36 protein-coding genes are annotated in these 25,889 nt (G+C 67.8%); 17 read left to right on the top strand and 19 right to left on the bottom strand.

Features of this window, described 5'->3' with window-relative positions; all coding sequences use genetic code 11:
• Positions 1–136 precede the first annotated feature (136 nt).
• Positions 137–664, bottom strand: a complete 528-nt coding sequence (locus DSM112329_RS14355) for a hypothetical protein (protein ID WP_354697233.1) — start codon at positions 662–664, stop codon at positions 137–139.
• Positions 665–833: 169 nt separating this feature from the next.
• On the opposite strand from DSM112329_RS14355, the gene DSM112329_RS14350 reads away from it, so the two are divergent.
• Positions 834–995, top strand: coding sequence for a hypothetical protein (locus DSM112329_RS14350; protein ID WP_354697232.1), 162 nt, complete (start codon positions 834–836; stop codon positions 993–995).
• 54 nt (positions 996–1,049) lie between these two features.
• Here DSM112329_RS14350 and DSM112329_RS14345 read toward each other — a convergent pair whose 3' ends face one another.
• From DSM112329_RS14345 to DSM112329_RS14335, 3 genes are all read right to left on the bottom strand, one after another.
• Entirely contained in the window at positions 1,050–1,673 is a 624-nt protein-coding gene (locus DSM112329_RS14345) for a suppressor of fused domain protein (protein ID WP_354697168.1), read from the bottom strand.
• Between the two features lie 46 nt (positions 1,674–1,719).
• Positions 1,720–2,688 carry an IS481 family transposase gene (locus DSM112329_RS14340; protein WP_354702482.1) on the bottom strand — a complete coding sequence of 323 codons (969 nt, stop codon included), beginning with the start codon at positions 2,686–2,688 and terminating at the stop codon, positions 1,720–1,722.
• A 139-nt stretch (positions 2,689–2,827) separates the two neighbouring features.
• Positions 2,828–3,046: a PLDc N-terminal domain-containing protein gene (locus tag DSM112329_RS14335; RefSeq protein WP_354697167.1), complete on the bottom strand. Its 219-nt coding sequence runs from the start codon at positions 3,044–3,046 to the stop codon at positions 2,828–2,830.
• Between the two features lie 177 nt (positions 3,047–3,223).
• Between DSM112329_RS14335 and DSM112329_RS14330 the strand changes: the two genes are divergently transcribed.
• Entirely contained in the window at positions 3,224–3,634 is a 411-nt protein-coding gene (locus tag DSM112329_RS14330; RefSeq protein ID WP_354697166.1) for a hypothetical protein, read from the top strand.
• A gap of 86 nt (positions 3,635–3,720) precedes the next feature.
• Here the strand turns inward: DSM112329_RS14330 and DSM112329_RS14325 are convergent, their stop codons facing one another.
• Positions 3,721–4,491 carry a nucleotidyltransferase domain-containing protein gene (locus DSM112329_RS14325; protein WP_354697231.1) on the bottom strand — a complete coding sequence of 257 codons (771 nt, stop codon included), beginning with the start codon at positions 4,489–4,491 and terminating at the stop codon, positions 3,721–3,723.
• Between the two features lie 181 nt (positions 4,492–4,672).
• Positions 4,673–4,996: a hypothetical protein gene (locus DSM112329_RS14320; RefSeq protein ID WP_354697230.1), complete on the bottom strand. Its 324-nt coding sequence runs from the start codon at positions 4,994–4,996 to the stop codon at positions 4,673–4,675.
• 14 nt (positions 4,997–5,010) lie between these two features.
• Here DSM112329_RS14320 and DSM112329_RS14315 point away from each other — a divergent pair, with 14 nt between their 5' ends.
• The 7 genes from DSM112329_RS14315 to DSM112329_RS14285 all read left to right on the top strand — a co-directional run bounded on the left by DSM112329_RS14315 (position 5,011) and on the right by DSM112329_RS14285 (position 11,049).
• Positions 5,011–5,415, top strand: coding sequence for a YrhB domain-containing protein (locus tag DSM112329_RS14315; RefSeq protein ID WP_354697229.1), 405 nt, complete (start codon positions 5,011–5,013; stop codon positions 5,413–5,415).
• A gap of 270 nt (positions 5,416–5,685) precedes the next feature.
• Positions 5,686–6,258, top strand: a complete 573-nt coding sequence (locus tag DSM112329_RS14310; protein ID WP_354697228.1) for a DUF6636 domain-containing protein — start codon at positions 5,686–5,688, stop codon at positions 6,256–6,258.
• A gap of 426 nt (positions 6,259–6,684) precedes the next feature.
• Positions 6,685–7,089: a hypothetical protein gene (locus tag DSM112329_RS14305; protein WP_354697227.1), complete on the top strand. Its 405-nt coding sequence runs from the start codon at positions 6,685–6,687 to the stop codon at positions 7,087–7,089.
• Positions 7,090–7,322: 233 nt separating this feature from the next.
• Positions 7,323–7,565 carry a hypothetical protein gene (locus DSM112329_RS14300; RefSeq protein ID WP_354697226.1) on the top strand — a complete coding sequence of 81 codons (243 nt, stop codon included), beginning with the start codon at positions 7,323–7,325 and terminating at the stop codon, positions 7,563–7,565.
• 89 nt (positions 7,566–7,654) lie between these two features.
• On the top strand, positions 7,655–7,888 hold the full coding sequence (locus tag DSM112329_RS14295; RefSeq protein ID WP_354697225.1) for a hypothetical protein: 234 nt from the start codon (positions 7,655–7,657) through the stop codon (positions 7,886–7,888).
• A 282-nt stretch (positions 7,889–8,170) separates the two neighbouring features.
• On the top strand, positions 8,171–8,704 hold the full coding sequence (locus DSM112329_RS14290) for an RNA polymerase sigma factor (RefSeq protein ID WP_354697224.1): 534 nt from the start codon (positions 8,171–8,173) through the stop codon (positions 8,702–8,704).
• The gene (locus tag DSM112329_RS14285; protein ID WP_354697223.1) at positions 8,701–11,049 is read left to right on the top strand and encodes a hypothetical protein; all 2,349 of its coding nucleotides are present in this window, start codon (positions 8,701–8,703) and stop codon (positions 11,047–11,049) included. Before DSM112329_RS14290 ends, DSM112329_RS14285 begins: the two co-directional genes overlap by 4 nt.
• Before the next feature lie 106 nt (positions 11,050–11,155).
• On the opposite strand, the gene DSM112329_RS14280 is transcribed toward DSM112329_RS14285, so the two are convergent.
• The 5 genes from DSM112329_RS14280 to DSM112329_RS14260 all read right to left on the bottom strand — a co-directional run bounded on the left by DSM112329_RS14280 (position 11,156) and on the right by DSM112329_RS14260 (position 14,883).
• Positions 11,156–11,578, bottom strand: coding sequence for a hypothetical protein (locus tag DSM112329_RS14280; protein ID WP_354697222.1), 423 nt, complete (start codon positions 11,576–11,578; stop codon positions 11,156–11,158).
• Between the two features lie 161 nt (positions 11,579–11,739).
• Positions 11,740–12,057 (bottom strand): hypothetical protein, encoded by a 318-nt coding sequence (locus DSM112329_RS14275; protein WP_354697221.1) that lies wholly within the window; start codon positions 12,055–12,057, stop codon positions 11,740–11,742.
• A 214-nt stretch (positions 12,058–12,271) separates the two neighbouring features.
• The gene (locus DSM112329_RS14270) at positions 12,272–12,697 is read right to left on the bottom strand and encodes a hypothetical protein (RefSeq protein ID WP_354697220.1); all 426 of its coding nucleotides are present in this window, start codon (positions 12,695–12,697) and stop codon (positions 12,272–12,274) included.
• A gap of 210 nt (positions 12,698–12,907) precedes the next feature.
• On the bottom strand, positions 12,908–14,281 hold the full coding sequence (locus tag DSM112329_RS14265) for a hypothetical protein (RefSeq protein WP_354697219.1): 1,374 nt from the start codon (positions 14,279–14,281) through the stop codon (positions 12,908–12,910).
• 17 nt (positions 14,282–14,298) lie between these two features.
• Positions 14,299–14,883 (bottom strand): RNA polymerase sigma factor, encoded by a 585-nt coding sequence (locus DSM112329_RS14260; RefSeq protein ID WP_354697218.1) that lies wholly within the window; start codon positions 14,881–14,883, stop codon positions 14,299–14,301.
• A 103-nt stretch (positions 14,884–14,986) separates the two neighbouring features.
• Between DSM112329_RS14260 and DSM112329_RS14255 the strand changes: the two genes are divergently transcribed.
• Complete coding sequence (locus tag DSM112329_RS14255) at positions 14,987–15,367, top strand: hypothetical protein (RefSeq protein WP_354697217.1); 381 nt, start codon at positions 14,987–14,989, stop codon at positions 15,365–15,367.
• Positions 15,368–15,695: 328 nt separating this feature from the next.
• On the opposite strand, the gene DSM112329_RS14250 is transcribed toward DSM112329_RS14255, so the two are convergent.
• The 3 genes from DSM112329_RS14250 to DSM112329_RS14240 all read right to left on the bottom strand — a co-directional run bounded on the left by DSM112329_RS14250 (position 15,696) and on the right by DSM112329_RS14240 (position 17,620).
• The gene (locus tag DSM112329_RS14250; protein ID WP_354697216.1) at positions 15,696–16,175 is read right to left on the bottom strand and encodes a hypothetical protein; all 480 of its coding nucleotides are present in this window, start codon (positions 16,173–16,175) and stop codon (positions 15,696–15,698) included.
• Between the two features lie 162 nt (positions 16,176–16,337).
• The gene (locus tag DSM112329_RS14245) at positions 16,338–17,105 is read right to left on the bottom strand and encodes a hypothetical protein (protein ID WP_354697215.1); all 768 of its coding nucleotides are present in this window, start codon (positions 17,103–17,105) and stop codon (positions 16,338–16,340) included.
• Positions 17,102–17,620, bottom strand: a complete 519-nt coding sequence (locus DSM112329_RS14240) for an RNA polymerase sigma factor (RefSeq protein ID WP_354697214.1) — start codon at positions 17,618–17,620, stop codon at positions 17,102–17,104. Before DSM112329_RS14240 ends, DSM112329_RS14245 begins: the two co-directional genes overlap by 4 nt.
• A gap of 316 nt (positions 17,621–17,936) precedes the next feature.
• On the opposite strand from DSM112329_RS14240, the gene DSM112329_RS14235 reads away from it, so the two are divergent.
• Together DSM112329_RS14235 and DSM112329_RS14230 are read left to right on the top strand one after the other, a co-directional pair.
• On the top strand, positions 17,937–18,149 hold the full coding sequence (locus DSM112329_RS14235) for a hypothetical protein (protein WP_354697213.1): 213 nt from the start codon (positions 17,937–17,939) through the stop codon (positions 18,147–18,149).
• 123 nt (positions 18,150–18,272) lie between these two features.
• Entirely contained in the window at positions 18,273–18,512 is a 240-nt protein-coding gene (locus tag DSM112329_RS14230) for a hypothetical protein (RefSeq protein WP_354697212.1), read from the top strand.
• 55 nt (positions 18,513–18,567) lie between these two features.
• Here the strand turns inward: DSM112329_RS14230 and DSM112329_RS14225 are convergent, their stop codons facing one another.
• Entirely contained in the window at positions 18,568–18,990 is a 423-nt protein-coding gene (locus tag DSM112329_RS14225; protein WP_354697211.1) for a hypothetical protein, read from the bottom strand.
• Positions 18,991–19,089: 99 nt separating this feature from the next.
• Positions 19,090–19,413 carry an immunity 53 family protein gene (locus tag DSM112329_RS14220; RefSeq protein WP_354697210.1) on the bottom strand — a complete coding sequence of 108 codons (324 nt, stop codon included), beginning with the start codon at positions 19,411–19,413 and terminating at the stop codon, positions 19,090–19,092.
• Between the two features lie 105 nt (positions 19,414–19,518).
• On the opposite strand from DSM112329_RS14220, the gene DSM112329_RS14215 reads away from it, so the two are divergent.
• Entirely contained in the window at positions 19,519–20,325 is an 807-nt protein-coding gene (locus DSM112329_RS14215; protein ID WP_354697209.1) for a hypothetical protein, read from the top strand.
• A 65-nt stretch (positions 20,326–20,390) separates the two neighbouring features.
• Here the strand turns inward: DSM112329_RS14215 and DSM112329_RS14210 are convergent, their stop codons facing one another.
• Positions 20,391–20,927, bottom strand: coding sequence for a DUF4375 domain-containing protein (locus tag DSM112329_RS14210; protein WP_354697208.1), 537 nt, complete (start codon positions 20,925–20,927; stop codon positions 20,391–20,393).
• Between the two features lie 270 nt (positions 20,928–21,197).
• Here DSM112329_RS14210 and DSM112329_RS14205 point away from each other — a divergent pair, with 270 nt between their 5' ends.
• Entirely contained in the window at positions 21,198–22,469 is a 1,272-nt protein-coding gene (locus tag DSM112329_RS14205) for an IS110 family transposase (RefSeq protein ID WP_354697182.1), read from the top strand.
• Positions 22,470–22,907: 438 nt separating this feature from the next.
• Here the strand turns inward: DSM112329_RS14205 and DSM112329_RS14200 are convergent, their stop codons facing one another.
• A complete protein-coding gene (locus DSM112329_RS14200) occupies positions 22,908–23,633 on the bottom strand; it encodes a hypothetical protein (protein WP_354697207.1) in 726 nt (241 codons plus the stop codon).
• Between the two features lie 229 nt (positions 23,634–23,862).
• On the opposite strand from DSM112329_RS14200, the gene DSM112329_RS14195 reads away from it, so the two are divergent.
• The 3 genes from DSM112329_RS14195 (at position 23,863) to DSM112329_RS14185 (ending at position 25,500) form a co-directional block, all read left to right on the top strand.
• A complete protein-coding gene (locus DSM112329_RS14195; protein WP_354697206.1) occupies positions 23,863–24,087 on the top strand; it encodes a hypothetical protein in 225 nt (74 codons plus the stop codon).
• A 154-nt stretch (positions 24,088–24,241) separates the two neighbouring features.
• A complete protein-coding gene (locus DSM112329_RS14190) occupies positions 24,242–24,721 on the top strand; it encodes a hypothetical protein (protein WP_354697205.1) in 480 nt (159 codons plus the stop codon).
• Positions 24,722–25,107: 386 nt separating this feature from the next.
• Positions 25,108–25,500, top strand: a complete 393-nt coding sequence (locus tag DSM112329_RS14185) for a hypothetical protein (RefSeq protein ID WP_354697204.1) — start codon at positions 25,108–25,110, stop codon at positions 25,498–25,500.
• Between the two features lie 39 nt (positions 25,501–25,539).
• Here DSM112329_RS14185 and DSM112329_RS14180 read toward each other — a convergent pair whose 3' ends face one another.
• Positions 25,540–25,860: a hypothetical protein gene (locus DSM112329_RS14180; RefSeq protein WP_354697203.1), complete on the bottom strand. Its 321-nt coding sequence runs from the start codon at positions 25,858–25,860 to the stop codon at positions 25,540–25,542.
• Positions 25,861–25,889: the final 29 nt, after the last annotated feature.

Here is a 25,889-nt window from a genome sequence, read left to right as displayed (position 1 = left end):
CTGACCACCGTGGGGCAGCAAAGAGGGGCGCTCGGGCGACGGCCACCACGGTTTCCCGCCGCTCGCGCCCCTACCAACTTCGCTTCGACCGGTGTCCGCAACGGAGGCGTTACCGACGGACGCTCGGTGATCCGCGTCACCGTCGGGCTACCGCTGCGTCGACTAACGCTACGAAGTAGTCAGCGGGCTCGTCATCGCCGGCGACGATGCGGCGGCCGTGGATACTGACCAAGAACTCGGGGTCCACGTTGTACTGACGGTTTCGGGCTCGCTCGAAGCCCATCACCACCGGTCGTTGATAGGAGACATCGTGCGCTACCCCGGTGAACACCCGCCACTCGAGCGTCGGCGCGCGCTCGATCATCGCTTCGCCGAGGAAGAGTCCGACATCGAGACCGACGGCGTACCACCGATCCTCGAGGAGGTCTGGCTCTGAGCCTTGAACGTGTGCCCGGTACCAGTCGTTGAGCCGCTGCAGCCCCGCGTTGTCGGTCGAGATCTGAACTCCGTTGAGCGCCAGCAATGCCAGTAGGTGGTCTCGGCGTGCGCGTCGTGCCGCCATGAGCGTGGCGAAGTAGCGCTGCGCTGTGGCACGATCGACCTCGGCTAGCGGGCGACCGGGCGCGTCTTCAAAGGCCGTCCATTCGTCCCAGTTGATGATCATGATTGCGGGCGATGCGCATTCCAACGCTTGTAGGGGGGGGGGCGTGCACCCGGAGCCGTCGGACCAGGTCCACCCTCCAGACGTCGACAGATCCTCTGCGGGGAGCGGACAACGCGCAAGCGATGCGTCCGACTCGGAACCGTCACCGGGCCAGGCCATACTTCGGTTCGTGTTCTCGATGCGGTGGCTGGCCGTGCTCGTATTGCTGCTCGTGCTCGGACTGACTCTTCAGACCGTGAGCGTTGCTGCCGGGGCCTGGATCGCCTTGCTGGCGCTAGCGGCGATGGCCGCTGGCTGGCTCTTTCTCGGGTCGCCGTTTGGGGACGACTGACGGTGTCGCTCGTGGGAACCCTGAGCGGACGCCCTGAGCGTCCGGTTGTCGGTCTTAGCTGGCTCTACCGGGGTCTGTCACATGGAGCGGGTTCGTTGCGCTCAGTCTCTGCAGGACGGTCTCGGTGCTCGAGTCCTTCATGTCTTGAAGCTCGCCGTCTGTGATGCCGACGAGACGGTGGAAGGCGTAGTGGCCGAGGGGAAACTGGCCTGGGGTTGCGGCGGGTTCGCTCATCACGGCGATGGCTGTTAGCTTCGATTCGTCGCCGTCGAGCGGTCCGCCAAGGGCGATGCGATCCCCGATGTCGTGAGGGTGCCCGCTGGACCACGTGGCTTTGGCGAGCCCGTGCAGCAACCGCAGCGCCCACGCCGGAGGTTCGTCGGACGGTGGTGTCAGCAGCGTGAGCTCGTAGCCCCATCCGCTGAGCTTTGTGTCCTCGGACTGCTTGGTGTGGAGCTCCGTCAGACCGAAGGTGACGAAGTGCCAGCCGGCCGCCGTCGGGTATGCGCTGATGCCGTCGAGGGCACCTCCGAGAGACACCGGCGCGCCCGGAGCGAAGTGGAGATCCTCCACGTCTGGAAACGCCACCGCGAACGCCGTTTGGATGCTCTCCCAGCCCGGCGAGCTGTCGTCGACATCGCTGGCCGGCGGCGACTTCTTTCGCCCGAACAATCCCATCCGCGAAGTCTCGCATTCCACCAGCACGCCCTCGGCCAGGTGCCCGCTAGGTGTAAGTCCCAAGGAGGTTGTTCAGGCGGGTGGCCGGTGTGAGTCGTCCGATGGCTTGGTGTCGTCGGCGATGGTTGTAGTGCCAGAGCCATCCGTCAAGTGCGCGGGTGCGTTCTTCGGTTGAGCCGTAGATCGCCCCGTAGGCCCAGCCCTCGAGCATGGTGCGGATGAAGCGCTCGGCCTTGCCGTTGGTCTGCGGCCGGTAGGGCCTGGTGCGCAGGTGCCGGATCCTGAGTTGGCTGCACGTCACTGCGTGGATCGCAGAGATGTACGGGGCGCCGTTGTCGGTCAGCAGTCGTTCCACGGTGATGCCGTATGAGGCGAAGTACGCCACGGCGCGGCGCAGGAACCCGGCGGCGGTGTGTCCGGTCTCGTTCGGGAGGACCTCGGCGTAGGCCAGGCGGGTGGCGTCGTCGATCGCGATGTGGACGGCGTCCCAGCCGACCTGCTTTCGGGGTACGCCGGCGGCGTCAGCCGGGCGCGGGTTGTAGTGCGCCTTCTTGCCGCCGCGGACGCGTTTACCGGCGCCGCCTTTGATGCGGCCGAGCTTCTTGACGTCGATGTGAATCAGCTCCCCGGGCCGGGCGCGCTCGTACCGCTGGACGAGCTCCGCGTCCAGGCGCGAGAGCTTCCCGAGCCCCTCGCGCTTGAGGACCGCGCTGACGGTCGACAGCGGCTTCTCCAAGAGCTCAGCGATCTCCGCGCCGGTGAACCTGACCCGCCGCAAAGCGACGATCGCCGCGACCGTCTCCGGGCTTGTCTTGCCTGCCACGACCCTCGGCGCCGACGACCGATCCTGCAGACCTTCTACGCCATGGCTCCGCCACCGCGCCAGCCACTTCCACGCAGTCCGCTCGCTTATCCCTGCGCTCTCGGCCGCGTCGCGGACCGACCATCTCTCCCTCTCGATCCTGTCGACCAGCAACTGCCGACCGATCGGACTGAGCCGCGCGTTAGCGTGCATCCTCATCCGGTTCTCCTTGGTGCTGAACGTCTCGCAACGCCCAGCCTCCAGGGAGGACCGGATGAACAACCTTCCTAGGAACTACAGCTAGGAACCTCGACCGGGTTAGCCTCCGTCCGCCTACTCGGTCGTCGTCGATCTACGAGGCATGGTTCGGACCGACGACGCTGCGTCCGGCAGGGCGCATGACGAGCCACGCGATCAACCCGAGCCCAGGGACGGCGACAAGCACGATCAGCCACACGAGCTTCTCGGTCTGGGGAAGTGTGCTGCGACGCAGCTCAAGCAAAGCCCTGATCCACAGTCCCAAGACCACACCGATCACGACAAGGGCGAGAAGGGCGACCACAACGCTCATGAGGCAGCGATACCCGCGGGGCCAAGCCGCTACGCCAGACCGGCGCGCGCTCAGGAACTCTCCCCGGTCGTGCCTGCACGCGACGAGTCGTCTGGTCTTCGGCTGGGCACCGTGCCGCGGGAGAGTGGCTGTGAATGGCGATCCTGAGGACCGTGGTGGAAGCCTAAGATCCGACGAGTGCGCGCGGCGACGATTGCATCGGTTCTGATCGTCGGTGTGTTGTCCGGCTGCGGCGGTGACGAGCCCGCCGGCCCCGCTGCGGTCATGTCGACTTATCTCAGCGCGGTCGCGGACGGCGACGGCGAGCGAGCGTGCGCCCAGCTCACGGAAGCGACGCGACAAGCGACCCTCCGAGCGGCGGCACGGAACTTCCCCGATCTCGACGCGAAGACGTGCGGTCAGGCGCTCACGCGGTTGTTGACGCGCCTTAGCGAAGCCGAGCGGACGCAGGTTCGAGAAACGAAGGTTCGGCTGATAGCTGCTTCCGACGCTCGCGCGACCGTTGAGTTGCGGGAAGGGGCGAAGCCCGCACAGCTCCTGAAGCGCGACGGACGCTGGTACGTCTCCGGGGGTCTCTTTCAGGAGTAGAACGCCAGTCAGTTGCGCCAAGCGGTCGCTGCGTTCGCCGAGGAACCCTGACCGGACACGGACGTTGCCGCCTTTGCGAGCGTTGGCTATCCCCAGTGGCTCGTGTAGGCGTGTTCGAGGAACGAGTTGATCCGGTCCTCGTCGGCCGAGGCGGGTAGATCGGCGGCGTCGGTCGCGTTGCGTAGCCGACTGCTGACGTCGTCGATCTCGTGAAGGATCTGCTCAAGCGGTGGTAGACCTGCCCGGACGTCACGTAGCCGGCTTCGCGCGGGCTCGGCGACCGGCAGAGTGATGCGTCCGGTCTCAAGCAGCTCAAGGCCTTGGTGACCGATGCGTAACGCGTGCATGGCGAACTTCGTGTCGTAGCCGTGCGTCGCGGAGAGCTCGCGTGTTCGGGTTGCGTGCCGTTCACCTCGGAGGCTGCGGGCTTGCGCGTCGAGGTATCCAAGGAACGCGCTGCCAGTCCGTTTGGAGAGGAAGGCGGGAGCGAGGGATTGCAGTTGCTCACCGAGTGGGGAGGTGTGCAGGACGTCGCTGCCGCGGACGTAGAACAGCAATAACACCGTTGGGCTGCCCTTCGACGCTAGCCGGCAGAACTTCTGCAGGCCGTAGATCGTCAGGTCGACGTCGCCGGGACCAGAGGGCGCGCCTTCGGGCTGAGTGCGAGCGACGCAATGCTCGAAGCGACGCAGGCCGAGTAGATACTCCGCAGGCTCGATGCACACGCCCATCTCGTCCCGGTCGTCGGTCCCGGGGTTCGACAGACCATGAACGGTCGATCCGACTAGGCCCCGAAGCACGCAGTTGTCCTCAGCGACCCGCAAGGCCCGCTCGCGGTCTGGCTCTCGGCTGTTCACGGTTACGAACGTCACTGGGCGATCCTGACCGATCCCGGGGCCAGAACCAATGAGCCGACGCCGACGGCCGGAACGGGTTGCGCCAGGACTTCAGCGGATTCGAATCTTCTGCTCGGCCGGGGTTCGCCTGCGTGCGGAACCTTGGCGGACGCCGGTCAGGTCGTGATCTTCGATGACCTCGTCATCCGAGGCGGTGTGCGGTCAGCTGCGCGAGTTCGGGGAACTCGGTCGGCGCCCTGTCTGACCACCAATAGATCTCGAGGTGGCTCAACCAGCCGTCTTCGATCCAGACCATGACGCTTCCGCCGTCATAGTCGGCGGTGGCTACTGGGCGCGCGGAGTACGAGACATGCTCAGCGGACGAGGCGTCGATGGCGATGCTCACAGTTGGACAGACGCACTCGCACTCGTTGACGACCGTTGCCGCGTCGAGTTGGGCTGCCAACAGATGAAGTTCCGGCGCTTGGGCCTTCTCCAAGAGTTCCCACGCGACGGCTCGCTCCACCGCGGTCAGAGGGCGTGGAAGCCGCACAAGACAAAGCTAGCTTCGTGGTCGGTCGGGAACCCTCGGCGGACGCGGGCTCCACATTCACGGGCATGATGCGCGCGTGGGATTCTGGTGCTGTGACCATCACCTTTGAAGCGGCCCGTGCTCTGGCGGAACTCGCCCTCGAGCCGGTACGCGGACCCGACCTTGACCTCATCGTGTCGGACGAGATGACGGAAGAACTCACGGAGGGCTGGGTGTTCTTTTGGGACGACCGACGTCACGTCGAGGGAGACGAGGATTTCGCGCTCGGGGGAGGTGGTCCGATTTTCGTCGCCCGTTCGGGAGATCCGGTTCATATGGTCTGGTCTGGGGAGTCTTGGGAGACTGCTGTCGCTCGCTACCGCGCGACAGGCTCGTTCGCCCGGGCGTGGTGAATCCGCGCACGTTGCAGAGCCTGCAGCGGACGAGTCAGGTCGACCTGCGGCTCCCGCGCGTAACGGAACGGCTATCGGGCGTAGCCAGGCTTGACGACGGTGCTGAAGACAAGCGGGCGCCCGCGGCGTCCGAGGGACACCGGGCGGGTGCCGTCGGGACGCGCGGCACTGCGCCTCCCGACAGTCCGCCTGAGGAGGCCGGGGACCGCTGGCACAGTGTGCGCGCCCCGGTGCACGGGTGCAGCGAGCTCACGACCGTAGGATGCGCGCGTGACTCCTACCATCAGTGTTCGCACCGCCTCGCTCCTCACGATCGGGCTGGCGCTGGTCGCGTCGGGGTGCGGCGGTGACGGCGCGGCGACGGTAACCGTCGCAGCCAAGCCGACGACCGTGACGATCACCGAGGCTACTGGCGCAGGTCAAGAGTCCGGCAAGATCGTAGAGGTTCCTGGCAGCGGTAGCGTCGAGCCGAGCGAGGCTGTCCGCCCATCCCCAGTGGACGATTTGACGTCGTTCGCGTCGCCCTCTCGCAACATCGGCTGCGCGGTCGGACCGAGTTACGCGAGATGCGACATCAAGACGAAGTCGTGGTCGGCGCCTGCGAAGCCGGCGAGCTGCGAGTACGACTACGGGCAGGGCCTCGAGGTGACCTCAGCCGGTGCTGGTCGGGTTGTCTGCGCTGGTGACACCGCGCTCCCCCCGCCGGGCCTGCGCCGACTGGCGTACGGACAGTCCGTGACCCGCGGCGGCATCACCTGCACATCGAGGACCTCCGGCGTGACCTGCCGCAACGGACGAGGTCACGGATTCACGTTGAGCGCCCAGACCTACGACGTCTTCTGATCAGGAACGGATCGACGCGCGGCTCTCCGCGACGCTCACGCAGCCGTCGACGACTGGCGGGCGTTGGGCTCGGTCCCTAGAGCCGGCGACGGATGCGGCAACGCGTACATCCTCCGCGCGCTCGAGCGGATCACCGAGCATCCGATCAATTTCGTTGATTGCGCGGAGGACCCGTCGAAGCTCGACTACGTCGTGGCGTCGTCGATCCCGAAGTTCATGGTGTTCCTGCTGAGGCACGACGCGGGGAGTCCGCGTGACCGTTCACCCCAAGTTCGTCCTTGATCGGGACCCCGCGATGGCTCAAGCCGACCCTGCCCTGTTGCCGTGGGAGGATGGCCGAGGTAGTAGGTAACCACGGCCGCTCCGCAACCCCCACCGGACGTTGGCAGCCGGGTCATCGTGCGCGATGCTGTAGCGGTGAGCCACGTGGACGAGGACTCGCTTCGGCGGGCATTGACGGATGTCGCCCCGACGGTGCCCCGCGGTATCGGTGATGACCTCGCCCTCGCGACCACGGTCTCGGGCCCGAGGTCGGTACCCGCGAAGGAGCTCCTGCACACGTACTCGGTGCGGCATGCTCGTTGGCGCGAGGAGGGCGTCCCGCCTTGTGCCGGATTCGACGCGTTCATCGGCGTCCTGCGGAGTCGGCACGCAGCCCCGGTCCGCCTGGCCGGCTTTCATACCGCGCGTAACTCCTGGACGGTGCTGCTCGATCCTGTGGCCGACCAGGTCATCGCGGCCGTTCGGATCGACGTGCCGCCGAGAGAGCGGCCTACGGACCAAGCGTCGCTTGCTGCCATCGCGCGCGGCGAGTACCTGCCGCGCGAGTGAGCGGCCCCGCAGGCGAACTCACGTCCGACTGACTCCAGACGATGCGGACTGCCGGCACCCCGACCACAGACCAAGGACAGGCTGGCGTGCCGGTCGCACGCGCGCACCACATCCGGGGCGGCTGTCCGACCGGGAACCACTGCCGAACGGCCGGGGAGCGCTTCAGCATGAACCGCGCCGCGTGGGGTAGCGGAGCGCACAGAGCGCCATTACTGAGCGCGTAGCCTGATCAGATGTTCTGGACCGTTCTGCGGCTCGTGGTTTTCCTCGTGGCAGCCGGACTGACGTGGCTAGTGCTCCTGATCGGAGCCGTCCTTGCTGCCGGAGAGGTGTCGTGTTATGAGGTCTGCTCGGACACGACCTTGTGGCTTGAGCGGGCGGCGCCGTGGCCCTTCGTCGTGAGCGTGGTCGTCTCGGGCGCGGTGGGCTGGCTCGCGAGCCTGCTCGTCAAGGCGTTTGATCGGTCTTGCGACTGACAGCAATCCAGCATCCTGGGCACAGAGAGGAACCGTCAGCGGGCCTCGGACGACGGTGATCGGCATGGTGACGCGGCTAGGCTGCCGACGTGGCGCGCGTTCTGCTGGTGATTTGGGTAGTGCTTCTGGCGTACTACGGCCTGCGCGTCTCGGTCTTCGCCTTGCCGGATAGCTGCCCGAAGACTGTCTTGGAGTACACCGAGGACGCGCGGTGCGACGACGGCGTCCTGCTGGACTGGCTCTGGTTCGCCGCGGTCGCGTTCGCGGCAGTTACGACCATCGCCTACGGAGCCGTGGTCCTGCTCAGCAGCCGGCGCACTTAGTTGACGCTTCACGAACTAACCTCTACCGGACACTTCATCGTCCTGCCGGGGCGGCGGTCACAACCCGCGAATCGGATCCTGAGAAGGCGCGCCTAAGCGGTCCGGGGAACCGCTACCCGCTGACGTATTGCTCCATGCGCTAGCGCGCGCGCAGCGTGTCGACGCGCGCCGGGCGTGAGCGGTCGTGACCGGCAGGCGGGCCAAGTCGGCAATTCGACGTTCTGGCGTGAGGATCGGGACGATCGCTCGTCACAAGGTTTGCGCTCGCGCCACTCTTAGACGATGCAGGATGCCGACGCGTTCGACGCGGTCTACCGCCGGGAGTCAGAGATGGTGCTGTTGTTCCTTGCCCGCCGAACCCTCGATCCGGAGCTCGCGCTGGAGCTCACGGCCGAGACGTTCGCGCAGGCGTTCCGTGATCGGCGGTCGTTTCGTGGGTCAAGCGCGCCGGAGGAGCGGGCGTGGCTGCTAACGATCGCGCGGCGGCAGTTCGCTGGGTTCGTCCGTCGCGGCGTGGTGGAGCGCAAGGCTTTGGCCTCCCTCGGGGCGACGGTTCCGCAGATGCACGAGGACGACCTGCAGGAGATCGAAGACCGGGCTGGCTTGGCCGAGCTGCGTCGGACGATCGGGAACGAGCTTGCCCGCTTGAGCGGCGATCAACGTGAGGCGCTGCGGCTGCGGGTCGTGGAGGAGCGATCATATGATGAGGTCGCCCGGACGCTTGGTGTATCCGAGCCGACCGCACGCGCGCGCGTCTCGCGAGGCCTACGAGCACTCGCTCAGGGCCTAGAGCACTCGAGCAGGAGCGGCGCATGAGGATCCTCGACGAGCTCGGCGACGAACTGAGCCGGGCCGCTCACGACGCCGAGGGCCGCCGGGGTGCCGGCCAAGCACGGTCGCTTCGGCGGACCGTCCTGTTCGCGCTGCTCGGGCTCCTGACCGCGACCGGCGTCGCCGTCGCGGCGGCGGCGATCATCAAGCGTGGCGACCCGCTCCCGACGCCGCGCGGGAGCGACGTACCGCCGGAGCTCACCCCCCGCGCCGGTACCGCCGTCCTGAACGGGCTGAACGTCACTGCACCCGACGGCGGGCCGGTATGGGACGTGCGCACCTCGCGCAGCCGGACGGGTGCGGTCTGCGCGACCGTCGGGCAGGTCTTCGACGGTGAGCTCGGCATCGTCGGGCTCGACGGCACCTTCCACGCTCTCCGGGCGGGCGCCGCCGACGCCTGCTCGGTTGCGCAGCAGGACGGCTTCACGCTGGCCGGTGCGCGTGGCTTTCGGGGGCGGTCCGGGACGACCGGGATTACCGTCGTCAGCGGCGTCGCGGGCCGCGGTGTACGCACGGTGCGCGTGGCCGCGGCGGGCAGCTCACGCCCGCTGCAGCTCGGGCCCGGCCGTGCGTTCCTGGCGATCTTCACCGGCCAGCCCGATGCGGTCCGCCCGCGGGTGACGGCGACGCTCGCCGGTGGCGGCAGCCGCACCTTGCGGTTCGCCGACACCGGGCAGACGCTCGCGGCCGACCCGTCAGGCGGCGCGCCGTGGGCAGTCGAAGCTACGCCTGCTCGCCGACCGGACCTGCGCTGCGTGGTCGGCAACCGGACCAAGGGCCCGGATTCGCCTACTCCGAGCCGCTACCTCGGCCTCAGCACTGCCCAGGTCCCGGTGCGCTGCGGCCCGCGCGGCACCGCGTTCGTAGCAACTCAGCGGTTTGTGCCGTACGTTCCCCGCGTCGGCGTGCCCTACGCGTTCTTCTGGGGGCCGAATGTCTCGCGGACGATCGTCTGGGGCGCCACCGGCGGCGCACAGAAAGTCACCGTCCTCGGGGCCAGCGCAAAGGTCGCCGTCGACCGCGCGACCGGCGCGTTCATGGCCGTGCTCCCCGGTCAGGTCGATCCTCGACGGCTCTCAGTCCGGATCGGCAACCGCACACTGCGCGGCACGACCGCCGTCGGGCGCCGCGGACAACGCCTGGCCACGCCGCCGGTCCCGGCATGGCGCTCAGTCGCCAGCGTCCTGGCCGCACAATCGCAGCCCGACCCGTTCCGCCTGATCGCCGGAACCGTCGAAGAGGGCGCGGACGCCGAAGACGTCGCCGGCGGCCCGGCCTGGAGCATCCGCACATGGAAAGCCCGCATCGACGCCCGGACCAACGCTCCCCGCGGATACGGCCGCGACCTGCTGTGCTTCGCTGTCGGACAACGCGGCACCGGAAACAGCCTCCGTGAACCACTCGACGGCGGCCGTACCAGGGCCGTCGGCGCCGGCCAGCCGGACGGGCGCTGCAACGGACCGGACTGGCTTGCGACACACCCGGCCGTACCGGCCGTGCTCACGTATGTCGACGACCCTGGCGCTCTCGAACCGAAGCCTGTCCGCGTCGTCGTCGCCGGCCTCCTCGGCGACAACGTCCGCTCAGCCGAGCTCCTCGGAGCCGGCGCCCCACGGGCGCTGGCCCTCGGGCCGCACGGGTCGTTCCTGCTCGTCCTCGATCCGCGCTTCGCGGGCGCGGACCTGCGGGTACGGCAGGTCCGCGCGACGGGAGCAGTCCGGACCTCACGCAGCGAGGTCAGCGAGGCCGCATGCCGCATCGGGTCACCCCCGGTCCGGGTCGCCGATCCCGACGGCGGACCAACCTGGATCGCCGGCATCGGCACCACGTCCGCGTCCATCGTGCAGTCGATACGGCGACCGTCCCAGCGCGGTCCATCACCGAAGACCGCACCCTGTCGCTACGTTGGCCGGCTCGTCGGCGGTCGTCTAGCGTCCGTCGCGGACGGCCGTGCACAGGTATACCCAGGCCCCGGCTCGGCAGCGGTAGGCGGCACCGGCGCGAATTTCCTCTCGCCCGGCCACCCGGTCATCGTCGAGGTCCGGTCCGCCGCCGACCAGACCCAGCGCGACACAGGTCCCACTACCCCGGCGCAGATCGCCCGGCGCACGCTCCCCGGCCGCACGACGATCACGGGAATCGCACTCAAGAGCGTCACCAGCATCACGCTCCGCACCCCACGCGACGTGCGCACGCTCGTCCCCGACCCTCGCAGCGGCGTGTTCCTCGCGGTCTACGACGGTCCGTTCTACGGCGGCGAGATCGTCGCGACCTCGCACCAGCGCAACGGCCGGACGGTCGTCAAGCGAGTACCGCTTAGCCGCCGTTGACCAAGCGCTTCGTCGTTAGAACAGCACCTACCCGTTCGCAGCGTCCGGTCGCGAACCCTCAGCGGACGCCCCACGCCGCTCGGCCTCGACGTGTCTTGTAGGCGGTTCACGGTGCTGCCCAACGGCCGATCTGACGAGCGCTATGAGCCAACTCGGTGCGCGCGGCGTCAAGGAGTTCGAGCGCGTTCGGGCCGAGATACGCCAGGACGTCGTCGGTCCAGCCGACATGCTCGTACAGCTCGATCATCAGGAGCAGACGACGGTCTCGATCAGCGTCTTCGGCCGCACGTTCGACGAGCTCCCAGAACTCGACGAACGTTGCGCGATGCGCGGGCCGAACGCTCGTGCGCGGCTCACTCACGTACGCGTGAACCAGGACGTTCTTCTCGATCCACTCGCGCGCGTCCCCAAACGCGACGTACAGCAACGGCCGTCCGTCGGTATCCAAATACCAGCTCATGTCGGCTGGAGGGACCGCTTGTGGCAGAACGACAGCAAGGTCGGCAAGAACCACGTCGTCGTCCAGCACGCGCTGAGTATCCCGCGCCGGGCGGTCTTGGGCTAGAGACTGGTACGCGATGCCGGATTGTCACGAGGCCGTCCGCTTCGGAACCCCAACCGGACGTGGTCCCGCCGCTTAGTTGCACGATCAGTCTCGGCGGTGGCGGTCATCGGTGCGCTCCGGCCCGGTTAGCGCGGCCGGGTGCCTTCCTCGTCGCACGTGTTGCTGCCGCGGAACTCGACCTCGAGATCGACGTGCCGGCTTGCGATCTTTCGCTCACGCACAACCCGGATATCCCCGGGGCTGAAGTTGCCGAAGAGGGCCAGGGACGGCTTCCCGCAGAAGGTCACCTTCCAGCCCGCGCGCTGCAGCTCACGAACGGCACGCACGTTGTCCTGGCCGCGGACCTCGGGCGCGCCACCGAGGTGGTCGTCGTAGCTGTCACAGCCAGCAACGGTGAGGGCGATGAGGGCTGGTACGACTGTGGCCACGATGGCGGCACGCATAGGCGCGAGCCTATGCCAACGGCCTTCCCTCGACGCGCCGCGAAACGAGTGCGCGCTGGCACGAGGGGGGCGTGCACGGTTCGGAACCCTCACCGGACGCTCGGCGGGTTCATGCGTATGACAGCGACGCACGGGGCGTTGAACCTGGGGACGCCCGCCTTCCGTGGGTCAGATCCGCCTGCGCCGGGCGCGTCCGGCCTTGGTGGTGCGGGAGCTACGGTTCCTGGATGTGGCCGACAACTCGAAGCATGCGGGCGCGTGTCTTGGGGTCGCAGTACGCGCCGCGTGCCCAAGTCCTAGCAAACACGCGGACCGTGACGTCCGTGGTGCTTGGCCCGTCGTCCGGGGAGCTCGTGTCAGCGATGGCGTAGTGGTCGGGATATCGCTCATAGGCGCGAAGGAGCGCGTCGACCCGGGCGAGCGCCCTCCGTCGGATCTCGGCGCCCTCGCCGGGCGGAAGGCGACCAGGGCAGAGCTCCGCGCTTGCTGTGTCAAGCCCTACGGGCAGCGTCCGTTGCACGGCGCTGGGTACGAAGGTGCGCTGCTCCTCGCTGCAGGCCGCTACACCGACGGAACACACAGCAACGACTAGGAGCCGGAGCCACGAACGGCCGTCGGTCGCGCTGCGCGTGCTCTTCATGGCCATGCTCCGAGTATGAGGCGGCGGACGGCGAAGCCATAGGCGATGTGCGCCCAGCCGCAAGCCGGAAGGAACTCGCGGCGGATGCCGCTGGCCGCCACCCGAGGGGACGCCCGACGCCAACCGCTGATTTTGCGTGCTACCGAGCGGTAGAGCCCTTGAGCGATGCGGGCCGCATGCACTGGACCAGAAACCTTCTCCGGTTAGCCGTCACGGGTGGAGCAGCCTGTTTCTCTCGGCGGCCGGGATGCGTCGAAGCGGGAGGGTGGCGCGTCCGACGAGGACTCCACCGTCGGGGACGAAGCCCTGTCCGGGGCCGCCGAGACCGGGGTCGACTGGGTAGTAGCGGACGGTGACTTCGAGGATCGGGTCGCTGCGGAGCTGAGAGACCACGAGCGTCTCGTTGACGGTTTCGCCGGCGGAGATGTCCCGGCGGATGGTCCCTGCGGTGTCGCCCGTCTGACAGCGGGCGCGTCGTTTGTTGACGGTGTCGCAGCGGTCTTCTGGGCGGTGGCGCAGGCGCAGGTCGTATCGGTAGGTGGAGTGGCTGTCGCTGGCCAGGCGCGCGGTGAAGCGGATGGTGATCCGGCGGTAGCCGGACCTGATGTTGCCGTCGGGGAGGCGGCGTGAGGCGACGGGTCTGGGTGCTTCGCTGAGGCTGACGGCGGAGCGGACTGCGCCGGCGGGGACGGTGCGCGGGGGGTGCGGGACGTATCCGGCGCGTGGGCACGGGACGGCGTGGCCGGAACGGGGCTGGAACTGGATGCGGCAGACGCGCCCGTCGCGGTACTGCACGCTGATGAGCCCGGTGAGCGGGGTCTCGCTGGGGATGAACATGCCCCGGGCTGGGCGCTGTCTGGTCGGTCTGACGACGACGAGGTAGGCACCGTCACCAGGGGTGGCAGGGACGGTGTGCGGTTTGCCGTCGTCGCCTCGGTAGGTGACGCTCTTGCCCAGGGGGCCGAGCAGCCCGTAGTAGACGTTGCGCAGGTCCCGGGCCGGGCAGGCGGCGGGCATGCGGTCGCGGTAGCGTCCGGCGGAGCGCAGCTGCGCGGGGACGGTGCAGCCTTTCGGCGTGCCGCTGGCGGGCAGGCCGGAGTACGACATCGCCAGGAACGCGTGGCCGGCGGCGTCGTTCGGGGCGCAGCTGCTCTCCCCGACGACATCGGCGGGCCACTCGTGAAAGCGGCCGTCGTTGCCGAAGAGGCCGTCCTGGCCGAGGACACCGAAGTCGCCTTCGTCGACCCGGCCGATCTGGATGCAGCCGTGATCGCGTGTGGTCTTCAGCACGCGAACACCCCACGGCGGGCCGCCGTCGGGGTCGGCAAACCGCAACGGCGCCACCACCGCCCCGGCGACCTTCTTCGGGACACCCACTCCTTCGTCGGCGCGGAAGACCACGCCGGGAGGGTTGCGCAGCGGTTCGCCGCGAAGCAGCTCAGTGGCAGCGTAGGCCGCGCCGGCGAGGGTCAGGGCCGCGGGCACCGCGAACAGGGCCCAGCGCCTGCGTCGGCCACGAGGGCGCTCGGCGTCGGCGTAGGCGACGCGTTCGATCTCCGCGCCCAGCTCATCGAGTGCCGGCATGCGTCGTTCGTCGCTCATCACAGCCCTGCCTCTTCGATCGTCGTGTGCCCGAGTGCGACGCCAAGCGCGCGCAGCCCGCGCGAGACGCGGGCGCGCGCGGTCGCTTCGGAGATGCCGAGGGACCGAGCGACCTCCTCATAGGAGCGTTCTTCGACCACGCGCAGGCGAAGCGCGTCGCGCTGATCGACCGAAAGGCGCGCGAGCTCCTCGCCGAGCACCACACGTAGCTGCGGCAGCCCGACACGGCGCTCGATCTCCTCGGCCTGGTCTGGGGTCAGCGTCGGTGTCTGAATCCCCAGCCGCTGCGTCGCTCGCCGGTCCATCGACCCGCGCTTGAGGAACGACGCGATCTGCCGGCGCGCGATCGTGAGCAGCCACGCCTTGGCCTCCGGCTCGGTCGTCCCGCGAAACCCACGACGGCCTCGGTAAGCCTGAGCGAACGTCTCAGCGGTCAGATCCATCGCCGTCTCCGGGTCAAGCACCCGACGGGCGCAGAACGCCAGCACCGCCTCGGACTCGCGCCGGTACAACGCCACGAACCCCGCCGGCTCGCGCACAGGCACGGCGAGCTGCCGCTGGGTGTCGGGGTCATACGTCGTCACTACACCGAAGTGCGGACTTCACCAGATCTTGTGACGACAGAAGCTGGCGCCTCCGCGCGGGAACCCTCTCCGGGCGCGTTACCCGTCACTATCAGCGCTGCCGATGCTCCTGACCTACGACCGTCTCGACGTTTCCGAGCTACGGGGCACGTCCGTGGCCGACTACCTGGTGTCGGTCCAGGCTGACTTTCGCGTAGTGGACAACGACCGGTGCGTGTTCGAGGAGCTGGCTTTCCCTGTTGTGGAGTTGGCACGAGCGCTCCTCCAGTGGGTGAACGACCCACAGCGAGTCGACTTCGAGTTCGACTCGATGTCCTTCGAGGAACGCGGCGCTGTGAGGGTCCGCAGCTCGGCGCGCGGATGGATCCTTGGCACTGTGTTCGAGGCAGCCGACGCATGTACGCCTGCCGATTGGCCCGACGTTGAGCGCAGCATCCGCGCTTTCACGGCGAAGGTCGCAGCCGACCTGAGTGCACCTCGGTGATCTGCGGCTCGCCGCCGGTGCACTCTGTCCCTGGCTGCCACCACGACAGGTGCCCAGGGCCCGCGTAGCCGTTCTCCAGACAGACGTCGATGCCTCGAGAACCGCTGTTGAAGTACACGAACGATGCGAGCGTCAGCGCCCCGCACACCACGAACGCAGCGACGAGAGTCGTCGGCCGAGCGGATGCATTCCGAGCGGGCACGGAATGAGGGTACCGCCGGCCAAGCGCGCGGTGACCGCCTCGAAGCCCACAGCCCGCCCGACCTCGCAGCCTCCCACTTGTGAGCGGATAGGTCATGCGCGAAAGGATCCGTCTCCGGACGCGGCGTCAGTCGCGGCTGCGCAGCTGCGCGGCTCCGTAGGTGCCGGCCTGGCAGTACGGACGGGTGCAAGGTGGTCGACCGTGAGCTTGGGGCCAGTAGCGCCAGCCGACGACGTTGTTCACCGGCCGGGTGCGCTTGATCTCGTTGGCGGCGATCTTGCGGGGGATGACGATCTCGAAACCGCGGGGATCCTCGGCGGCCAAGATGACGCCTGCTGCTTGCGCCGCAGTCGTGGCGGTGAGTGTGGCGGAGTAGTGGCCAGCCATGACGGGTTCGTCGTCTGGCACGACGAAGTCGATGGCGACGAGGGGGACCGGTTGATGTCGCTTGAGTTCCCGTAGCCACTGATGGGAGACAAAGTAGTTCGGGAGGATTGGCATGGCGAAGACTCCAGCCAGACCGTCGCCGCGAGCCGACGTCCTGATGCCGGCGCCGAGGATGGCCTTGGCGTTGCTGTCGCGCGTGATGTGGGTCATCCTTGCCATCAGCCACCAAGCGTAGTTCGCGAGGAACCTTCACCGGACGCTCTAGGTCCCAGACGAGCGCGGATCCGGATGCGGCCAGGGGCTGCCGGTTCTCGCCAGCTGCTGACGAGCGGGCCCGTCATGCGGAGTGGTCGACCCGGTAGCCGGTTGCCCGTTACTGGCTCAGCAGATGATCGGGCCAAGGCGTTGCGTGGCGCGGCCAAGGTTGATCGTGTCGAACGGGTTGTCGGTGACCAGGACGAAGGCGTTGCGAGTGACTGTGGCCGTGGCTTGGATGCTTCCGTTGCGTGTGGCTGTCACTCGTGCGACGCCGTCGGGGACGAGGCCGGCGACGAGGCGGCGCTGGGGACGGTACGGCGGATCGAAGCACTGCCTCCACGTCATCACTCCGTGGGTTCTCGCGTAGGAGGTAGGCACGCAGCTTCGCGTGCTGTTCTTGGACCGGGGCGAGGGGAGGACTTGGATGCAGGTCTCGCGGTCGCTGGCCTTTGCCTGCACGGTGTATCCGGACGCCGCGGTGTAGATCGTGGCGTAGCGGTCGTCGCGGAGGTTGCGTAGTGCTGAGAAGTAGCGGGCTGCGTCGAGTTGCGGCTCGCGCTCGCGTTGCCGCTTTCGAGCAGCGCGGTCTGCGGGAGTGGAGGGTCGAGCTTTGCCGGTTGAGCGGTGGGCCTGCAGTGGCGGGTCGTCTGGTGAGTTTGGGCCGTATCCCAGGAGCGAGCCGCCGACGGCTGCGACGCCGACACCGGCGCCGGTGAGCAGGATGAGTGCCGCGAGAGCCGCGACGGGGCTGACCTGGCGCCGGCGCGGCTGTCGGGCTTCGGGCTCTGCCGCGTGGAGCACCGTTTGGATCAAGGCTTCGATCTCCGCCTCGGGCGTGGTGATCCTCGGCGCGGGATTCGCGCGCGCGAGGCGTTCGGAAGGTGTGGTCATGAGCGGTGCTCCACAGGAGATTGAGTGCGGGGAGTCTCAGGCGGATCGTCAAGGAGGACAGCAAGCCGCCGGCGGGCGCGTACCAAACGCATCCGGAACGTCGAGGCCCGGCAGCCGAGGACGTGCGCGGCGTCCTCGGTGGAGAGGCCCTCCCAGGCGACCAGCATCAGCGCCTCTCGATCCGCCGGTCCGAGCGCGGCCAGAGCCGTCATGAGTCCGGTGTCCGGTGATTGGTCGCCGGCTATGGCCCCTAGCCCGTGTAGGCGTTCGATGAGGGCGCCTTGTCGTTGTTGCGCGCGGCGTTGATTGGCGAGGGTGCGTCGTGCAATGCCGTAGAGCCAGGGCAACCACATGGTCTCGTCGGGTCGCTCATCGATGCGGCGCCACGCAACGAGGAAGGTCTCGGACAGTGCGTCGGCGGCGTCCTCGGCCGAAGCTCGCCGCACGAGGTATGCGCGTACGGCATCGTGATGCGCGCGGACCATGCGCTCGAGTTCCTCGCGATCTCCGGCCACAGCTCCTAAGTGTCCGGGAACCCGGTCAATGTCACACCCGCTCCGAAACATGACCCGATTTCCCCACTGCCGGAACCTTGACCGGAGGCGTTGCGGCGGTGCGAGGATTCTCGCGTGAGCGTGTACATGCGAGCGGTCGCGAGCGAGTGGGCCGACAGAGACTTCGATGCGCTGCGGAACTGGGTCGCAGCCGAGGGGACGTTCGTCGTGACCGCGGGGAGTGCGGGCTGGAGCGAGTTTAAGCTGGCCGACGGGAAAGGTCGCACGGTGGTCGCCGGCGATCTGACGCTTGGACGCGATGAGACCGCGGAGGAAGTTGAGGGAACTCGCGGACGAGCTCGATGGCCTGGACGGGACGGACGACGCTCGCCAGCAGGTGCGCGAGCACCTGGGCCAACCAACCGCTGTGGTCGGCTTCCAGATCCTGATGTCGTGCTACGACGAGTCGGTCGCAGCGACGAACGTCGTGATCGACTTCCTGGAACAGCTGCCGGGAGTGCTCACGCAGGTCGACACGGTGGGTTGGTAGTCGGGTTCGGCTCTCCTGCTCGCCGAATCCGGCTAGAGACCGGCCCGGCCGACAACGAACCCTCAGCGGACGCGCTTCGCTGTCAGTGGCCGTGGTGCTTGACGCGAGCGCGAGAATCCGGGCATGAGAAGGGAACTGGCCTATAAAGCGATCGCAGAGGTGTATCGGGACCTTGATCTCGATAGGGGCTACTGGACCGCCGAGAAGGTGGCGGACGCCGAGCGCCGAATGGCCATCGACGATGCCGACCGGCCGGACTCAACGGCGATCGCCGGCGATTTTGCGCTGCGGGTTCTCGACAAGCTGGGCGTGGTCGACGTCTACGAGGGCCCAGGCGATTGTCACCAGCGCTCGTATCGCTGACGAACCCTCAGCGGACGCCCCACGCCGCTCGGCCTCGACGTGTCTGGTAGGCGGTTCACGGTGCTGCCCAACGGCCGATCTGACGAGCGCTATGAGCCAACTCGGTGCGCGCGGCGTCAAGGAGTTCGAGCGCGTTCGGGCCGAGATACGCCAGGACGTCGTCGGTCCAGCCGACATGCTCGTACAGCTCGATCATCAGGAGCAGACGACGGTCTCGATCAGCGTCTTCGGCCGCACGTTCGACGAGCTCCCAGAACTCGACGAACGTTGCGCGATGCGCGGGCCGAACGCTCGTGCGCGGCTCACTCACGTACGCGTGAACCAGGACGTTCTTTTCGATCCACTCGCGCGCGTCCCCAAACGCGACGTACAGCAACGGCCGTCCGTCGGTATCCAAATACCAGCTCATGTCGGCTGGAGGGACCGCTTGTGGCAGAACGGCAGCAAGGTCGGCAAGAACCACGTCGTCGTCCAGCACGCGCTGAGTATCCCGCGCCGGGCGGTCTTGGGCTAGAGACTGGTACGCGATGCCGGATTGTCACGAGGCCGTCCGCTTCGGAACCTCTACCGGGCGTCCCTACGGCTCCGGTGCGTGTGCGTCCTCCGCCCAGTGGAGGAAGCTCGGCAACGCCTCGTTCAGGTTCCTCGGGCCGCAGGCGGCGTGGAATACGCCGCGCTCGGTGTCGGTCCAGCAAACGACCCAGTCATGCTCGCTGCGGTGGACTTCAGTTCGGCTGAACGGCTCGTTCTCGAGTGCGGTCCCCTTGACCTGGACCTCGACCCGCCACCCGGGATTGTCGAGCGTGTCGATTTCGATCCCGAACTCGTGCTCCCATTCGCCGTCGCATTGTTCGACGTACCAGGCTTGCAGTCGCTCAAGTGCGTGGTGTTCGGGCGGCACGCGCGGAGCATCGCAGGCGCGTGTTGGGCACACCGTCCGGGCGTCTGAGGAGCAGGCAGCCCGGCGGTTATGGGAGCTCGCGCGTGGGAGGTCTAGGCTGCTGGGATGCGGCCGCTCGTGTTCCACCACACGACTCGCGGTGCCCTCCACCGGTACGCGCATGTTCCTGGCAGCGACGTCGTTGTCGAGGAGTCGAACTGGGCGGTGCTGTGCGGTGACTGGCCCGATGACGATCGCACGCCGTACATGCGGCACGCGGTCAACAACAACAACACGGAAGAGGTCGCCGTATACCTCGGCCTCATATGGCGGCTGACGCAGGGACGCGCACGCCACGCCATCCCGTGTTACTACCGCGACGACGCCACGCGCATCCTCGGCGAAGGGTGCCTCTTCGTCGCGTGGGAGTACGAAGTAGACGCGGAAGATGTCGACAGCAACAGCCGCGACCGGGGGTTCATTCCTGCTCGCTCGGCAGTGCCGATCCGTCCCGAACCTACTGCCTTTGAGTGGGAGCATCGCGCGCAAGCCGGGCTGTTCCGCGTCGACACCTATGACGATCTCGTGGGCGTGACGCGAGCTACGCTCGGCGACGCGTCGGCTGAGATATCCGTGTTCGCGACCGCAGGCGGCCTGCGCGACGATCTGGTCGACGCTCTCCGCGCACCGCGCGCTCCAGATCTTGAGGATCTGCTCTCAGAAGGCGACCTCTTCGCTGATCTCACGATCGGCGTAGACATTGGCAACTACGACTCCTTGATCATCTACTCGCGCGACGACATCACCGAGCAACTCGCGCAGCTCGCCCAGGAGTACGAGACTGCGATCGATGCATACGAGGCGCGCGTGCCCACGGTCACCACGGTGGAAAGCATGTTGGGGGAGCTTGACCGGCTCGCCCGAGCGCAGTAAGACCGACCGACGGGCCGGTCCCGCCCGCCTTCCGACCACTACCATGCTCGGCGGCAGGCCAGGACCTACCACCGCGCAACGAACACCTGTTGTGTCTGGTCGGGACCGCGGTACATCGATCTTTCGGGGAAGCTGCGCCCTCGAGCTTCAATCGGGCGGCGAGTCGCGGAAGAACACGCCGCTGTGGTCGTCGATGTATCGCAGATCTGCCGGTAGATGATCCGCCCGGCATCCTCGAGCTCGTAGATCCGGTCGTTGACCTGACCGAGTTCGTCGAGTCGGTGTGCCTCCTCGAGTTGCCGGAGTGTTGCCTGGCGGTAACTGCGGTCGGTGATGCGCGACGGATCGAAGAACGCGACCGCGTCATCGAAGATCGCCGCGTAGTCATCGGCGCCGAGGAACCTGGCCGCGGCGGGCAGGTCAGCGGCCATGTCGCCGGCTGAGTTGAAGAAGTACTGATCCAGCGTGCCGTTGTAGATCTCGCTCATCGCCCACTCGACGACGAACACCGCTCGGTGCGCGGGCGAAAGCCGCCCGAGATGCTCCGGTGAGGCCTCCCCGTCCGGGCACGCATCGTAGATCGCATCGAGCAGGACGCCCATCCGTTGCCCGTAGCTGACGGCCGCGTCATACGTAGCCCGCGGGATCCGCGGGTCATACCGACCGGCGGCGCGGACCCGTTGAGGCTTTCGTCGCTTCGACACCCACACCGGTGGATCATCCGCGATCACGAAGATGCCCGCTATCGAACCGCGACCGGACGCGCCGTTCCTCTCGTCAGGACCGGCTGATAGATCAGCAGTCCGGTTGTTGAGAGGTCCTTCTCGGCGGTGTCGGGGAGGGTCTTCTTCTTTGTCCTGAGAGGGAGAGAGATGGACGGACTGCTGCGGACGGAGGTGCCGGCGTCGACGTTGGTGATCGCGATCGATCCGGGCAAGGCGGTGAATCGTGTGTGGTTGACCACCGGGGAGCGTGGGTTGATCGGGGAGCCGGTGTCGTTGCCGGTGCTTCGTGACGGGATCGAGGAGCTCGAGCGGTTGATCGCGGAGAGCCGGGTCGGCGGGCCGCCGGTGATCGGGATGGAAGAGACCGGGGCGTTGCATCGGGCGTGGGCGACGGAGATCCAGCGACGCTGGCCGGGGTCGCTTCGGTTGTTCGCGCCATCGGAGACGACCGCGGCCAGGGCGCAGCTTGGATCGCGGCGGTTTAAGACTGATGACCGCGATTGCGCTGCGATGGTCTGGCTGCTGAGGCAGGGTGCCGGCCGGGCCGCTGAGCCGGATGCGGTCGAGGCGTTGTTGGGGACGGTTCGTCATCGCCGCCAGCTCGTCGACGCGCGCAAGAAGCTGCAGCAGCGGCTGCACGATCAGCTCAATGCGCTCTGCCCGGGCTTGTCCTCGCCGGCCTGTCAGGGTCGGGCGTTGCTCATCGACTCGCCGACCGGACAGGCCGCGCTTGCCTGCGCGGTCGCGTTCACCGGTCGAGCACCGTCCGCGCGGTCGCTCTTGGCTCGCGCACCGGGCCGGATGACCGAGGCGACCGCCGCGTTCTGGGCACAGCGCTGGAAGCGGCTCCTGGCGCCGCCGGTCGATGCCGAGCTGCGCGCGCAGCGGCTCGGTCGCGACCTGCGTCGCTGGCAGGACCTCCAAGCCGACATCGCGGTCTGCGAGACCCAGCTTGAGGCGCTCCTTGCGCAGACGCCGGGTCAGGTCCTGACCAGCCTGCCCGGGGTCGCGGTCGTTCGCGCTGCAGCGTTCAGCGCGTTCACGCTGCCGATCGAGCGCTGGCCCACCCCCGAGCATCTGTACTCGGCGACGGGTCTGGCGCCGGCGAGCTATCAGTCCTCGACAATCACCCGGCGCGGCAAGATCGCCAGGACCGGACTGGCCGAGCACCGCGACGCGCTGATGGGCATCGCCTGGGGCCTCTCGCTCTACGCCCCAGCGTTCGCCGCCCGCAACACGCAGCTGACCGCGCGCGGGATGCGCCCGATGCAAGCGCGCGTTGCGCTTGCCCGGCACGCCTGCCGGCTCTGCTGGCGCCTTCTTCAAACCCAACAGCCCTACGACGATCGGCGCTACGCTCGCGCTCGGCGCGCGGGCGGTGACGGCGTTCCGGCTATGCCGCTCGACGGCGCACACTAGCTTGCCGCCCGCCCGCGCAGCCGCTCTCTGACGGCGCACACGAAAGCCTGCCGCACGACGGCGCCTCATCAGCCTGCCGCACCCAGAGCGACCTGCCGGGGCCCGCAGCCCGATCCACGCAAATACCGCGATTGCCAGTCGCGGCGATGACCTACGGCCACCGCCGCCCTTGACCGACCCCGCGAAAGCTAGGGGGCACCGGTGTTCGGGCAATGGATTTGCGGGACGGCCGCAGCTGTGGGATTCCGCTCTACGCTGGACCGGAGGTCGAGCGGGACACCGGCTCACAGCCGGTCGACTGGCGGGAACGGCGAACTCGGGGTAGTCAGGTCTCCAGTTCGCGCGCGACCTCTGCACTCGCTGCAGTCGGGGAACCCCAGGGGATGCGGTCACGGTGTTGTCCGCTTTATCGCGGAAGCAGCAGTCAGGGTGCGGTAATTACCACGAGCCATTCGCCTGACACAGGCCGGCACCGGCAGGCGAGCACGATTGCACGTAGTTCAGGTCGGAGCGCGTGATATTGAAGCGCGTGCCGGTGTCAGATGTAGCGGTCGCCTTAAAGCCGTCGAAGTGGGTTTCCGCGGTCGCGTCGCCCGTCGGGCCTATGTATTCCCGCCTGAGCGGCTTGCACTTCCGGTAGATCCCCGTTCTGGCCCCGCAAGCTTCGACGAGGGTCACTGTGTTGCGTACGGCCTTCTGTGCCGCCATATCGCTGCGGCGGGTCAAAGGACCCTCCAAAGGTCCCAAGATGCCCCTCGCGATGTACCAGCGCCCGTTCAGCCTCTTCAGGCCCACAGCGTCGTCGCCGCCGCCGATGGCTTTCACGAACGCTCTGTCGCCCTGAACTGTCGTCGCAAACTTGGTCTCGCGCGCTTCCTGCATTAGCTCGTCGGTCAATCCCGTTTTCGCGGCCTTGAGAGCCGACTCGCAGACCGCTGCGGGCGTGTCGTTGGCTTTCGTCAACTTCGACATCCGCTGCTTCAGCTCATCCACCAGCGCATCGCACGCACCTTCTGCGTCGCCGTCAGCGAGGGCATCGAGGTAATCCCGAAGTACCGCGGCGGGAGCAGCGGCACCGGCTGCGCCCCCACATCCCGCCAATGGCATGGCGATCGCTGCCAGCAGAACAACCTGGATGGCCGCCGCCACGTTGCGTCCTTTCATGGCGTCAGCCTAAGCCACCCCGCCATCGGCAGCGGCCCCTGGCACGTCAGGCAGCATCCCGCCACCCGCTGATCTCGCCGACCGCGCCTCGGCAGCCATGTTCCGCTCTGCGCGAGAAGCGGAACCGCTACCGGGCAACCCACGGTTCGCTCGTTCAGCGACAGCCGCTGGGGCTGCCAAGACCGGCGGACGTCGGCGACGTCAGGAGTCACGGGCGGAGGGTGGACTGATGAAGTTGCGGCCCGCGCATTTGGTGCTCGTGGTTCTCGCCATCGGCGCGGTCGGTGCAGCGGTCGCCATCTACATCAAGGGTCTGCAGGGCACCGTCGAGGACGGCCCGCTGCTGAGCTATGTGGCGCTCGCTTCCTCGCTGTTCGTCGTTGGGGTTGTGCTCTGGGCGTTCGTTGCTTACGACTCGCGTCGAGCCGCACGAGGCAAGCGTCCCGACGGCTGAGAGGGAACCCCGAACGGACACGGGCCGCGGCGATATGCCCGGGTATGGTCGTGAGCGTGGGAGCCGCTGACTTGTGCGTGCTGGCAGGCGCTCGGCCGGGCCGGCTGGGCGTCGAGTCAAGACACGCAGTGATGACGACGGAAGCGGAGGCGCGGTGAGGTTGCGTCGTCCCGACCTGCTCCTCGACGTTGACGGAGTTCTGCTTCCTTTGGGTGACCGAGGGGACGTTCCGCTGGTCCGCGTTCCGGGCCATGAGCACCTGCGTTACCGTGCGGAGACGCCCGCGCGGCTTCGTCGCCTGTCCGAGGTCTTCCGACTCGTGTGGGCCACGACCTGGGAGGAAGAGGCGAACGAGGTACTGGCGCCGCTGTTCGGCCTCCCGCCGCTCCCGGTGATCATGTTCGGTAACGAAGCCAGCTTGGGTGACTCGTGGAAGCTGCCGGCGATCCGTCGGTTCGTCGTCGATCGCCCGTTTGCGTATGTCGACGACGACATCGGCGATGTCGCGGCGGTGTGGGCAGAGCATCGGCCGCAGCCGACGCTGCTGCTGCCGATCCCTGGGGACCGAGGGCTCGGGGCAGGCGACGAGGGCCGCTTGCTCACGTTCGCCTCAGCAGCGACGGAGCAGCGGTGAGCCTACGGAGCCTGCGTCCTCTTCTCGGAACCTCTACTGGGACGCCTGTCGGTTCCGCGTCGTTTAGTAGATCTGCTCGCCCGATTTTCTCCACACCGACGTCTCTGCTCCGGACCGAGCCCAGACGGAGATGCTGTTGGGACGGTGCGTGACCTCGATAACGCCCAACTCCTCGCCGCCGCGAAACTCGGCCCTCAACGCGTCGCCGTTCGTTAGCTTCGCTTCGAAACCGTCGGGCTCGAAGATCACTGTGCAGCTGGGAGCGTCGCTGCACTCGAATGAGAGTCGGGTCCCGAGCATTGGAACGATCATCCAGCAGCGACGACTCGTCCGCGCGAACGAACCTCGACCGGACGCGGCGGTACTGACCTGGCAGCATGAGACGTGTGAGCCTATGGCGCGCCTTCAGACCACGTGATAAGGCGGCGACCATTCCGCGGCAGTCGCGCGCGGCGGTGTTGCAAGCGCCGGAGGCATGGCCCGCGGACTGGGCAGGATTTGAAAGCGACTGGGTAGCTCCGGGGGACGCTGAGAAGCTGGCGTCGGCGCTCGACGACGAACTGCGGCGGGAGCTCAAGCGGGGACACGAGCTGTTCGATCGGGACTTGCTCGCCATCGCCAAGCGTGACGCCAATGATGACGTGTTGTTTGCGGACCCCGCGAGCCCTGAGGTGTTCGTCGTGCATCTGACGTGGAGCGGACACGGGACTCCGCCTTGGCCGAAGACGACGGCATACGCGACGTTCGGACACTTCTTGCAGCGCGCCCTCGTCGACTGATCGGCGCCGGCAACGGGACCTCAAGCGGACGCCGCGGCGCTAAGGCTCCCCGATCGGCGGCGAGGAGATACTGCTCTCGCTGATGAGCTCGGTTGGACAGCGCTCGACGACGCGATCGCCCACCAAGATTTCGACGAGCCCGCCGGCGCTTTCGGGCGGCGGAGAGGCCTGCAGACGCGCGCAGGTCGACGCGGCCTCATCCCGTGAAGTGACGCGGACGATGAGGCGCTCGCCGGGTCGACGCTCGACGCGGCCCGCTGGCGCGTCGGTCTGAGGCGGGTCATCAGGCGACTGTGAGCCGCCGCCGCACCCGGTAACCAGGACGAGCGCAACGGCGATGGGCACACCGAGGACGCGCACTGCCCGACCGTACACGGGGCGCCCATTAG

Source organism: Paraconexibacter sp. AEG42_29, assembly GCF_040581415.1.
Taxonomy (GTDB): Bacteria; Actinomycetota; Thermoleophilia; order Solirubrobacterales; family Solirubrobacteraceae; genus Paraconexibacter.
Note: the sequence above shows the minus strand (reverse complement) of the source record. Positions and strands in the feature narration are given on the sequence as shown.